Here is a 13,432-nt window from a genome sequence, read left to right as displayed (position 1 = left end):
AAACGAACAAGGCGACTTAATTCAGATTGTTACCTCACAATAGATCGTTATCTCGCAAAAACGCGTCGCCGCCCATCTGTCTCATCTGGCGTAAAATCCACTGCTGGCGTTGAAGAACATAGCCGGAGGGCGCATTTGCGCGAAAGCGAATGGGGTTCGGCAGCACCGCCGCCAGCAAAGCGGATTCGCTTGCCGTCAGCCTGCTGGCTGGCTTGTTGAAATAACGTCTGGCAGCAGCCTCCACACCAAAGATACCGGGGCCAAATTCAGCGATATTCAGATACACGGTCAGAATCCGCCGTTTTGTCCAGACCAGCTCGACCCCGGTGGTAATCCCCGCTTCAAGGCCCTTACGCACCCAGCTACGTCCATCCCACAGGAACAGGTTCTTCACCATCTGCTGTGAGAGCGTAGACGCGCCACGAATCCGCTGTGTGTTGCGTTCGTTGTGCTTCAATGCCTGACCAATCGCATCCAGATCGAAGCCCCAGTGATCGGGGAACTTTTGGTCTTCCGCCGCTATCACCGCCAGCGCCATTTCCGGTGCAATTTTCTCCATCGAAACCCAGTCAGAATGGGCGACATAGGAGAACTCGCCGTTCAGCCATGCACTGATCTGCCTATCCACCATCACCGCGGAGAACGGTACCGGCAGGAAGGAAAACAGCAGGATGCCAGCCAGCCACGCTCCGATGACGACCAACACACTGCGAACAATCAGGCGCTTCAGCCACGTTAGTAAGCCTCCACGCCCTCGGCTCCACCTCATTCGGTGAGTTCCAAAACGCGGGCCACGAGCTTATCAATGCCTTTTGCCGTTTCGCTGATGGAGTTAGCCAGCATATAGGCCGGTGTCGTCACGATTTTATGTTCGGCATCAACCACGATATCATCGACCGGACAAACAACGTGGATACCGCCCATCTCTTCCACGGCCTCTGCGGTGTCAATATCGTTACCAATGGTTACGCGAACAGGTTCACCCAAAATCTTCGGCAGGAGCGCAGGTGAGATGCAAATAAAACCAATTGGTTTATTTTGCTTATAAATTTCCTGTGTGAGCAATTGCAGTGTTTCATCGATCTGACATGCCATTCCCTGCGTCGCAAAGTCACTTAAATTTTTCGCGGCGCCAAAACCACCCGGCACAATCAGCGCATCTAAATCTTGTGCATTCGCCGTAGAAAGGGGCTGGATTTTTCCTCTGGCGATCCGTGCCGATTCTGCTAAAACGTTGCGATTCTCACCAGTTACGTCACCCGTCAGGTGATTAACCACCTGTAATTGCGGCTTATCTGGCGCAAAGCAAACCGCTTCTGCACCCGCGCGATCCAGCGCAAGTAACGTCAACACGGCTTCATGAATCTCGGAACCGTCATAAACACCACAGCCACTAAGGACAATGCCGACTCGTTTCATCATCTTTTCCTTCATTTCATTACATCAACTAATTGATTTTTTAATTGACAAACACTAATCTACATCACACATTTTAATGATTCTTGTAACAAAGATTTCTACATTTGCTATTTTGTTGCTTGATGAAGATGTAAAGTAGTTAGGTAGTAAGTTAAGACACGAATATCCGCACTTGCGAGTTTACAAAACCTGAAATCTAAATGCAGGTGCATGTTTTCCCTGGTGTTGGCGCATAATTCGCGCACCCCGGCTTCGGCCGGGGTCATTTTTTTCTACCGTATGAAAACGTGCAAAGCCTCGCATTCCAAGTCCCTTTTCACTCGTAACCCCTGCTCAATCTGCCGTTTTTTTGCATGATATCGCATGAGACGAAAAAATTTTTCCAGCCGTTTTACTCGCCACGTCCCTGTGGCCGTAACAAACCGTATCAGGATTCTTTTTCTGCTTTTGCCACCCAATCACGCAGTACCTGAACGTCATGACGCCAGTCGTGCTTAAGTTCATCGACCCATTCCTGCACGTTATCCCACCATGCCGGTAACGATGAGGTCTGAATCTGCTGGGCGACTTGCTGCAAATGCCGTAACCCGACTGAACCCGCTGCTCCTTTGATTTTGTGCCCTTCTTCCGTAATGCCTTTCTGGTCACGTGCTGTCATGTTGGAATCCAGAATCGCCAGATAGCCCGGCATCATCTGTTCAAACATCTCCAGACTCTGGTGAATCAATTTCGGCCCCACCAAATCCAGATACTGTTCCAACATCGGAATATCCAGTAGATCCTCTTCTGCTTTTGCCATTTCATTACCCTCCTCAGCCACTGGCTCTTTCGTCCACACGGTGTGAGTATCCCAGAATTGTTTGATGACGGCCGTCAGGGCAGGCACCGACAGCGGCTTGCTGAGCACGTCATCCATACCCGCATCCAGATATTCGCGTTTATCTTTCAGCACGTTCGCCGTCAGCGCCACCAGCGGCGGCAGGCTGCGGTTGCCATAACGCGAACGCAGTTGACGCGCGACGTCCAGCCCGGTCATATCCGGCAGTTGAATATCGAGCAGCACCAGATCGAACTCATCAGGGTCGAACATATCCAGCGCTTCCTGTCCGGTCATGGCGACATCCACGCTATTGCCCAACTTTTCCAGCACCGAACGCGCGACGACCACGTTCAGTTCGATATCTTCCACCAGCAGGACGTGCAGCGCCGGTAGCGGCAGATCATCGTCGTCGTCCAGACCGCTTCCCGCTTCATCGACGCTCGGTGCAGTCACCGTCAGGGTGAAGCAGGAGCCCTTGCCTTGCGTGCTGGAAACCTGGATATCGCCCCCCATGTTCTGCGCCAGACGCTTCGACACCGCCAGGCCAATTCCCGTACCTGTTGCGGGCTTCCCGCCGTGCTGGTCTTTGACCTGATAATACATGGCGAAGATTTTTTCCAGCTCATCCGCCGGAATCCCCATCCCGGAATCTTCCACTTCAAAGCGCAGGCGATCGCCTTTTTCATGCCAGACGCGCACCACAATTTCGCCTTTCGGTGTGAATTTCACCGCGTTACTGAGCAGGTTCCACAGAATCTGCCGCAGGCGCGTTCCGTCAGTAATGACTTTCTGCGGCAGAGGCTGGTGCTGATCCATAATCAGCTTCAGGCCTTTCGGTTCCGCCAGCAGGCCGCCGAGGTTCTCCAGATCCACCAGAAAACCAGTGAAATCAATCGGCTGGTTATCCAGTTGCACCTTGCGGCGCTCCTGTTTGTCCATCTCAATCACGTCGTTAAAGATATTGCCCAGCGTAATCGCGCTGACGTGGATGGTTTTCAGGTATTTTTGCTGTTCAGGGTCAAGTTGCGTATCCAGCAGGATGCGACTTAACCCGACAATGCCATTAAGCGGCGTACGAAGCTCGTGGCTGATTGTTGAGATAAAGGTGGTCTTCTCCCTACTGGCGTTCTCTAACGCGTCCTGGTAACGCTTACGCTCCGTTATATCGCGTCCAAACCCCATCAGCCCGTGACGTTTACCCATCCGGTCATAAAACGGCACCTTACGCAGCTCAAAACAGGCTTTACGGCCATCGGGATAAACCAGCCACTGTTCATAGGTCAGAGAAACGTTATGACGGAACACTTTTTCGTCCGTCTCCATCACTTTCTCGGCAATATCGGGGGAGTAAACATCCTGTGGCGTCAGGCCAATGAGCTGCTTCTGGCTTTTGCCCACCAGCAGCTCCATCGCGCGGTTGCAGCCGGAGAACTCTTTATCTTCGTTACGGTAGTAAACCAAATCCGGTGAGGCATCAAGGAACGAACGCAGCAACGCCGACTGTTGCTCCAGCTCAATCTGCGCCTGTTCGCGGCGGGACATCTCTTCTTTGAGTCGGCTCATCACCAGCGCACGCGCATCTTCCGCTTTGATGCGGTCAGCGATTTCCTGATTGAGCTGTACGATGTTCTCCTGAAGCTGCTCGTTCAGCTCCAGATCCCGATGGCGCATTTCTTCCAGCTTCGCCACCAGCTTCGACAGCCGCTGGCGCGACTCCTCGAGCTGTTCCACCACCACGGAGAGAAAATAAACGGCCCAGGGCGTAATCAGCAGCCCGAAGAAAATGGAACGGACGACGTCGATGTTCTCGACTTCCCCGCTGAGCAGCAGGGTGACGGCCATTTGCACCACCATCGCCAACAGCACCAATACCGAGGCCAGCAGCAGTGAAAAACGGACAAGCCCCAGTTTTACCATCAAATCAACATAGTACTGCGCCAACAGACGAATTTGCTTCATAGCGATTTCCCTTAGTCACCCACCCGCGCATCATAACGTAAAACGGCGGCTGATACGGTGCTGCCGCACAGATTCACGGCACGAAATACCAGCGTCTTCTGACACGTCAGACCCCATCGTAACGGTAGGGCGTGCCCAGCGCGGAACCCTGTACGCCATGCGTTTGCAGATAGCGATCCAGCTCTACCATGCCCGTCCAGCGGTTTTCACACCACAGCGGGGCCAACAGGGTGGGCCGGCGAGCGCTGGCGGAAATGCGGTGATAGATCACCTCCGGCGGCGTATGGCGAATCATCTCTCCCGCCGTCTCCACGTAGCGCTCCAGTGCCAGCTCGGGCAGCCTTCCCGCTCGCCAGGCCTTCGCCATCGTGCTGCCTTCCACGATATGCAGAGGATGCAGCTTAATGCCCTCCACGCCGGTCTCAACCACCTGCTCCAGCGTCGATAAGCAGCGCTGGGCGTCTTCGCCCGGCAAACCGACAATCAGATGACTACACACTTTCAGACCGCGCTCACGCGCACGGCGGGTGGTTTCCTGATAGCAGGCGAAATCATGTCCGCGATTAATCCGGTGCAGCGTTTTGTCACACGCGCTTTGCAGTCCCAGCTCCAGCCAGACCTCGTAACCTTGTTCATGATAGCGGGACAGTAAATCCAGTACCGCATCAGGCACGCAGTCGGGGCGCGTGCCGACGCAAAGCCCCACCATTTCGGCCTGTTTCAACGCTTCCTGATACATGCTTTCCAGCACCTGAACTTCGGCATAGGTGCTGGTATACGCCTGAAAATACGCCAGATAGCGTTTGGCCCGATTTACCTTTCCTGCCTGCGTCTCCAACTGCTGTGCGATGCTGCGTTGCTGCATCTGTTCATCGGCAAACGAGGCCACATTACAGAACGTGCAACCGCCCCGCCCCAGCGTGCCATCACGGTTTGGGCAATTAAACCCGCCGTGCAGCGTCAGCTTGTGGATCTTCTCGCCATAGCGACGTTGAAGATTTCCGCCAAACATATTGATTAATTTTTGCAATTGCATATTCTAACCTGCTCCCTTGAGGAACAGCAGACTACCTTTCTCTTGCCCCCTTCGCGATGACCGCGATCAATCACACACATCCCAACGAAATGCATTTTTATTCGCTTTTAGTGAAAATAAACTCACGTCGGTGCTAATTAATTTTTCTTATCCCGTATGCTCAATTAATGAAAAGATGAAGCAATACTTAAAAATAGTTTCATGAAATCTAAAAGTAGTCATATACAGCATAATATGCTGCAACGCAGAAATAATGCAGCACGGATAAGGGTTCTCGCGCTTTTGTATAGTGATACAGCTCACACTTCAATTAAACGCCATAGTCATTTCCCGAGATAGTTTTTCTAAAAAAATCATTATGTTTCATAGGTATAATTAAAAATTATCGTTTATCAGCACATTTTGCACTGGTATTTGACCTGAACAGGGTTTCTCGCTAATTTGGGAATCCGCTGGAAGCTTTCCTGACGGGTCCATGATTCGTCATATTTATGCAGTAAATGAAGACTCCCTCTAAAAACAAGTCATTTACCACTTGTGAGACCGTCACGAGAGGCCGAAGAAGAGAGCGTAATACTAGCCGCTCAACGCCACGGTGCTTTCTCGCAGTAGGTTGTGAGAGTCACACAGAGCCTGGGGAGGTTCACTAATATGTTGTACGATGCATCCCAAGAGAGAGATAACTGTGGTTTCGGATTAATCGCCCATATAGAAGGTGAGCCGAGCCACAAAGTAGTGCGTACCGCGATTCACGCACTCGCACGCATGCAGCACCGTGGCGCAATCCTTGCTGACGGCAAGACTGGCGACGGCTGCGGTTTATTACTTCAGAAGCCAGACCGTTTCTTTCGTCTGGTAGCGGAAGAGCATGGCTGGCGCTTAGCCAAAAACTACGCCGTTGGCATGATGTTTCTCAATCAGGACGAAGAGCTGGCTCGCGCCACGCGTCGGATTGTAGAAGAAGAGTTGCAGAACGAAACGCTGTCCGTACTGGGCTGGCGTGAAGTGCCGACCAACCCGGATGTACTGGGTGAAATCGCCCTGTCATCCATGCCGCGTATTGAGCAAATTTTCGTTAACGCCCCCGCTGGCTGGCGTCAACGTGATATGGAACGCCGTTTGTTCATGGCGCGCCGCCGTATCGAAAAGCGTATCGAAGATAAAGACTTCTACGTTTGTAGCTTCTCCAATCTGGTCACGATCTATAAAGGTCTGTGTATGCCGGCGGATCTGCCGCGCTTCTACCTCGATCTGGCCGATCTGCGTCTGGAATCCTCGATCTGTCTGTTCCACCAGCGTTTCTCAACCAACACCGTGCCACGCTGGCCGCTGGCGCAGCCGTTCCGCTATCTGGCGCACAACGGTGAGATCAACACCATTGCCGGTAACCGCCAATGGGCACGCGCGCGCGCTTACAAATTCAAAACCCCGCTGATCCCAGACTTGCAGGATGCCGCGCCGTTCGTCAACGAAACCGGCTCTGACTCCAGCTCGCTGGATAACATGCTGGAACTGTTCCTGAGCGGCGGGATGGATATCATCCGCGCTATGCGCCTGCTGGTTCCGCCAGCCTGGCAGAACAACCCGGATATGGATCCTGAACTGCGCGCCTTCTTCGACTTTAACTCCATGCACATGGAACCGTGGGATGGCCCAGCCGGTATCGTGATGTCCGACGGGCGCTATGCCGCCTGTAACCTGGATCGTAACGGCCTGCGCCCTGCGCGCTACGTCATAACCAAAGACAAGCTGATCACCTGCGCGTCTGAAGTCGGTATCTGGGATTATCAGCCGGATGAAGTGGTTGAAAAAGGCCGCGTTGGTCCGGGCGAACTGATGGTGATCGACACCCGCAGCGGCCGTATCCTGCACTCTGCCGAAACCGATAACGACCTGAAAAGCCGCCATCCTTACAAAGAGTGGATGGAGAAAAACGTTAAGCGTCTGGTGCCGTTTGAAGAGTTGCCGGACGATCAGGTCGGCAGCCGTGAATTCAACGACGATCTGCTGGAAACCTACCAGAAACAGTACGGCTACAGCAGTGAAGAGCTGGATCAGGTCATTCGCGTACTGGGCGAAAACGGTCAGGAAGCCACGGGGTCGATGGGCGATGACACGCCGTTCGCCGTGCTGTCCAGCCGTCCACGCATCATTTATGACTACTTCCGTCAGCAGTTCGCGCAGGTAACCAACCCGCCGATCGACCCACTGCGTGAAGCACATGTCATGTCGCTGGCGACCAGCATCGGCCGTGAAATGAACGTGTTCTGTGAAGCGGAAGGTCAGGCTCACCGTCTGAGCTTTAAATCACCGATCCTGCTTTACTCCGACTTCACCCAGCTGACGTCGCAGGATGAACTGCACTATCGCGCCGACACGCTGGATCTGACGTTTGATCCGTCGCAGCAAACGCTGCAACAGACCATCGAAAAACTGTGTGACGAAGCAGAAAGCAAAGTCAGAGACGGTGCCGTTCTGCTGGTGCTGTCCGACCGTGGCATTAGCGAATCACGCCTGCCTGTCCCTGCGCCGATGGCTGTGGGTGCCGTTCAGCGCCGTCTGGTGGAAAAGAGCCTGCGCTGTGATGCCAACATCATTGTTGAAACCGCCAGTGCACGTGACCCGCACCACTTTGCCGTGCTGTTAGGCTTTGGTGCGACGGCTATCTACCCTTACCTCGCCTACGAAACGCTGGCGCGGATGGTGGATAACCACACCATCGACAAACCTTATCGTGCCGTGATGCTGAACTACCGTAACGGCATCAACAAAGGCCTGTACAAAATTATGTCCAAAATGGGCATCTCGACGATTGCGTCTTATCGCTGCTCCAAGCTGTTTGAAGCTGTGGGCCTGCATAAAGATGTATCGACGCAATGCTTCCTGGGCGTCGTCAGCCGCATCGGCGGTGCAAACTACAGCGACTTCGAGCAGGATCTGCTGAATCTGTCTAAGCGTGCCTGGCTGAAACGTAAAACGCTGGAACAGGGCGGCCTGCTGAAATTTGTTCACGGCGGCGAATACCATGCCTACAACCCGGATGTCGTCACCACGCTGCAAACTGCGGTGAAAACCGGGGAGTACAGCGATTACGAGCAATACGCCAAACTGGTTAACGAGCGTCCAGCGGCCACATTACGCGACCTGCTGGCGCTGAAACCGCAAGAAGGCGCGGCCATCGCGATAGACAGCGTTGAACCGGCCTCTGAAATGTTCAAACGCTTCGATACCGCGGCCATGTCCATCGGCGCACTCAGCCCGGAAGCCCATGAATCGTTGGCTGAGGCGATGAACGGACTGGGCGGCTTCTCCAACTCCGGTGAAGGTGGCGAAGACCCGGCGCGCTACGGTACCAATAAAGTGTCCCGTATCAAGCAGGTTGCTTCTGGCCGCTTTGGTGTGACGCCAGCCTATCTGGTTAACGCCGATGTGATTCAGATTAAAGTGGCGCAGGGCGCGAAGCCGGGCGAAGGCGGTCAGTTACCGGGTGATAAAGTCACGCCGTACATTGCTCGTCTGCGTTATTCCGTGCCAGGCGTGACGCTGATTTCACCACCGCCGCACCACGACATTTACTCTATCGAAGATCTGGCTCAGCTGATTTTCGATCTGAAGCAGGTCAACCCGAAAGCGATGATTTCGGTAAAACTGGTGTCCGAACCGGGCGTCGGAACTATCGCTACAGGTGTTGCCAAGGCGTATGCCGATCTGATCACCATCGCTGGTTACGACGGCGGTACCGGTGCCAGCCCGCTGTCTTCCGTGAAATACGCGGGCTGCCCGTGGGAACTGGGTCTGGTAGAAACACAGCAGGCTTTGGTATCCAACGGTCTGCGCCACAAAATCCGCCTTCAGGTGGACGGTGGCCTGAAAACCGGTCTGGATATCGTCAAAGCAGCCATTCTGGGTGCGGAAAGCTTCGGCTTCGGCACTGGGCCGATGGTTGCGCTGGGCTGTAAATACCTGCGTATCTGTCACCTGAACAACTGTGCGACAGGCGTTGCAACGCAGGATGAGAAGCTGCGCCGCGATCACTACCACGGTCTGCCTGAGCGTGTAACCAACTACTTCCAGTTCATCGCGCATGAAACTCGCGTACTGATGGCAGAGCTGGGCGTCAGCCGTCTGGTCGATCTGATCGGTCGTACCGATTTGTTGGTTGAACTTGACGGTTTCAGTGCGAAGCAGAACAAGCTGGATCTGTCGCCGCTGCTGCACGCTGCACAGCCTCAGCCGGGCAAAGCGCTGTACTGCACTGAAAGCAATCTGTCGTTCGACAAAGGTTTGTTGAACAAAGAGCTGCTGGCGCAGGCACAGCCACACATCGATTCGAAACAGGGCAAAGCGCTCTACTTCGATATCCGCAACACCGATCGCTCCGTCGGCGCGACGCTGTCCGGCGCGATTGCCGAGAAACATGGCGATCAAGGGCTGGCAGGCGATCCGATTAAAGCTCACTTCTCCGGTACCGCAGGGCAAAGCTTTGGCGTCTGGAACGCCGGCGGCGTGGAACTGAAACTAACCGGCGATGCCAACGACTACGTGGGCAAAGGCATGGCAGGCGGCAGCATCTCCGTGCGTCCTCCGGTGGGTTCAGCCTTCCGCAGCCACGAAGCCAGCATCATCGGTAACACCTGCCTCTACGGCGCTACCGGCGGTAAGCTGTTTGCCGCAGGTCGTGCGGGTGAACGTTTCGCCGTACGTAACTCCGGCTGTATCACCGTGGTAGAAGGCATCGGCGATAACGGCTGTGAATACATGACGGGCGGTATCGTCTGCGTACTGGGCCGTACCGGCGTGAACTTTGGCGCAGGTATGACCGGTGGATTCGCCTATGTACTGGATGAAGACGGTGAATTCCGCAAACGCGTTAACCCGGAACTGGTGGAAGTGCTGGATGTCGAAGAACTGGCTATTCATGAAGAGCATCTTCGTGGCCTGATCACCGAGCACGTGCAGAATACCGGTTCACACCGCGGAGAAGAGATCCTCGCTAACTGGCCGACCTGGGCACCGAAATTTGCTCTGGTGAAACCGAAGTCAAGTGATGTGAAGGCATTGTTGGGTCACCGTAGTCGTTCCGCAGCCGAGCTGCGGGTTCAGGCGCAGTAAGAGGTCATCATGAGTCAGAATGTTTACCAGTTTATCGACTTACAGCGCGTTGATCCGCCCAAGAAACCGCTGAAGATTCGTAAAATTGAATTTGTTGAGATCTACGAGCCGTTCTCAGAAAGCCAGTCCAAAGCCCAGGCAGACCGCTGCCTGGCGTGCGGCAACCCTTACTGTGAGTGGAAATGTCCGGTACATAACTACATCCCGAACTGGCTGAAGCTGGCGAACGAAGGCCGCATTATCGAAGCAGCTGAGTTATCGCACCAGACCAACAGCCTGCCGGAAGTCTGCGGTCGCGTGTGTCCGCAGGATCGTCTGTGTGAAGGCTCCTGTACGCTGAATGATGAGTTCGGCGCGGTCACCATCGGCAACATCGAGCGCTATATCAATGATAAAGCGATAGAGATGGGTTGGAAGCCAAGCGTTGCCAACGTCAAACCGACCGGCAAACGCGTGGCTATCATTGGTGCTGGCCCGGCAGGGCTGGCCTGTGCCGATGTACTGGCGCGCAATGGCGTACAGGCCGTCGTCTTCGATCGTCATCCCGAGATCGGTGGCTTACTGACCTTCGGTATCCCCTCTTTCAAGCTGGAAAAAGAGGTGATGGTGAAACGTCGTGAGATTTTCACCGAGATGGGCATCGAATTCCGCCTGAACACCGAAGTCGGCAAAGACGTGCAGATGAAAGCGCTGCTGGATGAATATGATGCCGTCTTCCTCGGCGTCGGCACCTATCAGTCTATGCGTGGCGGATTGGACAATGAAGATGCTCAGGGTGTCTACGATGCGCTGCCGTTCCTGATTGCCAACACCAAGCAACTGATGGGCTTTGAAGCCGCAGCAGACGAGCCTTACGTCAGCATGCAAGGTAAACGCGTTGTGGTGCTGGGCGGTGGTGACACCGCGATGGACTGCGTGCGTACCTCGATTCGCCAGGGTTCAACGCACGTTACCTGCGCCTATCGTCGTGATGAAGAGAACATGCCGGGTTCCAAACGCGAAGTGAAAAACGCGCGTGAAGAAGGCGTCGAGTTCAAATTCAACCTGCAACCGTTAAGCGTCGAAATCAACGGCGCGGGCAAAGTGTGCGGCGTGAAAATGGCGCGGACTGCGCTGGGTGCACCGGATGCCAACGGGCGTCGCCGTCCTGAAATCGTAGAGGGTTCCGAGCACGTTCTGGAAGCCGATGCAGTCATCATGGCGTTCGGTTTCCGTCCGCATAAAATGGCGTGGTTGGCAGAACATGACGTCAAGCTGGACGATCAGGGTCGCATTGTCGCACCGGAAAGCTGCGATAACGCCTTCCAGACCAGCAACCCGAAAATTTTTGCGGGCGGCGATGCAGTACGCGGTTCCGACCTGGTGGTCACCGCCATCGCAGAAGGCCGTAAAGCCGCTGACGGTATCATGAACTATCTGGAAGTGTAAAAACGACTCACTTCTCTTAAGGGCAGCGTAGGCTGCCCTTTTCTTTTTCCGCCCTTACCTGAGCCTTCAATCTTTACCTGCATAAAGCGCGATAATATCCTGCTCCGTCAGCGTCGGTGTCTTCTCAACAAATGAGTAGTAACCCGGTTTCTTATCAATATAAATTTGTGATATCAGCGTCTTATCCGTCTCGTCAGCAAAAAATCCCGCTGGAATATGATAGGCATTACCGCCACGCAGTCGGTAAAACAGATGCGTTCCACACACACGGCAAAAACCGCGTTCGGCCCATTCCGATGACGGCCAGACCGTAATGTTCTCCTCGCCTTTTATCTCAATCGCCGGATCCGTGCATTCGACGGACATCAACGGTCCACCGCCCCACGTCTGGCACATTCCACAATGGCACGCGCTGACATCACTCACCGAGTGCGTCGTGGAAATCGTCACCCCGCCGCATAAACAACGACCTTGATGCATAGCTCCCCCTTCCCGATATTCTACGTTCTGGAATCGCAATATCCCATAAACAAGGAATATCGCCGCTGGTTCCGGTTATAGCATAGGTTATATACGCCCTTGTTCTTATTCTCAGGAAGTCGGACAGCGCTCAACTTTCATCGGTAGTTCCCGAAACGTCGTGGTCAGAAGCTGAAGTGAGCCACTCCGTAACAGCCGATGGCAATCAGCCACTTCTCCCTGTGGAATATCACACCAGAAAGTCCAATAAAACCTTTATCTTTCCACTTCCCTCTAAAGAACTTTTCGTAATAAATCCTGCAATATCACGCTAAAGGCCTACACTTACCTCCGGCATTTACTTGTCTTTATTGAGATTGGATTTCATTAAGGAGGAACTATGACAGTCGAAGTAGCCCTTGTAACAGGAGCCGGTCAAGGTATTGGCCGCGCTATTGCTCTCAGACTGGCGGCCGACGGTTTTGCCGTCGCCATCGTGGACTACAATCAGGAAACGGCGCGCAGTGTGGCGCAGGAAATCGAAAAAGCTGGCGGACAGGCCATCGCGCTACAGGCAGACGTCGCGGATCGTGAGGCCGTTTTTGCTGCCGTTGCCGCAACCAAAAAGCGCTTTGGTGACTTTAACGTCATCGTCAATAACGCCGGCGTTGCCCCCTCAACGCTGATTGAAGACATCACGCCGGAAGTCATCGATCGCGTGTATAACATCAACGTCAAAGGCGTTATCTGGGGCATTCAGGCGGCGCTCGATGCCTTTAAATCTCTGGGGCACGGCGGAAAAATCATCAATGCCTGCTCGCAGGCCGGACATGTGGGCAACCCTGAGCTCGCCGTCTACAGCTCAAGTAAATTTGCGGTTCGCGGTCTGACACAAACTGCCGCACGCGATTTAGCGCCGCTAGGCATCACCGTCAACGGTTACTGTCCAGGTATCGTAAAAACGCCAATGTGGGATGAGATCGATCGAAAGATCTCCGAGTCCGCAGGGAAACCGCGTGGCTATGCGACAGAAGAATTCGCCAAACGCATTACGCTGGGTCGCCTTTCCGAACCAGAAGATGTCGCGGCCTGCGTCTCCTATCTGGCCAGCCACGATTCCGACTATATGACGGGGCAATCGCTATTGATTGATGGCGGAATGGTGTTCAGTTAACGGCATATTTAGCTAACAACAGAAA

Annotated in this window: 8 protein-coding genes; 3 read left to right on the top strand and 5 right to left on the bottom strand. The window is 54.1% G+C overall.

All coding sequences use genetic code 11. The annotated features are described in order from the left end of the window. Positions 1 to 34: 34 nt before the first annotated feature. The 4 genes from mtgA to R9X49_RS12390 all read right to left on the bottom strand — a co-directional run bounded on the left by mtgA (position 35) and on the right by R9X49_RS12390 (position 5,234). A complete protein-coding gene (mtgA, locus tag R9X49_RS12405; RefSeq protein ID WP_319848700.1) occupies positions 35 to 769 on the bottom strand; it encodes a monofunctional biosynthetic peptidoglycan transglycosylase in 735 nt (244 codons plus the stop codon). Then, complete coding sequence (elbB, locus tag R9X49_RS12400; RefSeq protein ID WP_319849097.1) at positions 766 to 1,419, bottom strand: isoprenoid biosynthesis glyoxalase ElbB; 654 nt, start codon at positions 1,417 to 1,419, stop codon at positions 766 to 768. The genes mtgA and elbB overlap by 4 nt, the downstream gene beginning before the upstream one ends. 427 nt (positions 1,420 to 1,846) lie before the next feature. Further along, positions 1,847 to 4,198 (bottom strand): aerobic respiration two-component sensor histidine kinase ArcB, encoded by a 2,352-nt coding sequence (arcB, locus tag R9X49_RS12395; RefSeq protein ID WP_319848699.1) that lies wholly within the window; start codon positions 4,196 to 4,198, stop codon positions 1,847 to 1,849. A 106-nt stretch (positions 4,199 to 4,304) separates the two neighbouring features. Then, positions 4,305 to 5,234, bottom strand: coding sequence for a TIGR01212 family radical SAM protein (locus R9X49_RS12390; protein WP_319848697.1), 930 nt, complete (start codon positions 5,232 to 5,234; stop codon positions 4,305 to 4,307). A gap of 651 nt (positions 5,235 to 5,885) precedes the next feature. On the opposite strand from R9X49_RS12390, the gene gltB reads away from it, so the two are divergent. Further along, a complete protein-coding gene (gene gltB, locus R9X49_RS12385) occupies positions 5,886 to 10,346 on the top strand; it encodes a glutamate synthase large subunit (RefSeq protein ID WP_319848696.1) in 4,461 nt (1,486 codons plus the stop codon). Positions 10,347 to 10,355: 9 nt separating this feature from the next. Then, positions 10,356 to 11,774, top strand: a complete 1,419-nt coding sequence (locus R9X49_RS12380; RefSeq protein WP_012773016.1) for a glutamate synthase small subunit — start codon at positions 10,356 to 10,358, stop codon at positions 11,772 to 11,774. Between the two features lie 66 nt (positions 11,775 to 11,840). Here R9X49_RS12380 and R9X49_RS12375 read toward each other — a convergent pair whose 3' ends face one another. Next, on the bottom strand, positions 11,841 to 12,254 hold the full coding sequence (locus tag R9X49_RS12375; protein ID WP_319848695.1) for a GFA family protein: 414 nt from the start codon (positions 12,252 to 12,254) through the stop codon (positions 11,841 to 11,843). A gap of 379 nt (positions 12,255 to 12,633) precedes the next feature. Between R9X49_RS12375 and R9X49_RS12370 the strand changes: the two genes are divergently transcribed. Continuing rightward, complete coding sequence (locus R9X49_RS12370; protein ID WP_319848694.1) at positions 12,634 to 13,407, top strand: (S)-acetoin forming diacetyl reductase; 774 nt, start codon at positions 12,634 to 12,636, stop codon at positions 13,405 to 13,407. The last annotated feature ends 25 nt before the right edge of the window (positions 13,408 to 13,432 follow it).

The sequence above is a fragment of the Pectobacterium carotovorum genome, assembly GCF_033898505.1.
GTDB lineage: Bacteria > Pseudomonadota > Gammaproteobacteria > Enterobacterales > Enterobacteriaceae > Pectobacterium > Pectobacterium carotovorum_J.
Note: the sequence above shows the minus strand (reverse complement) of the source record. Positions and strands in the feature narration are given on the sequence as shown.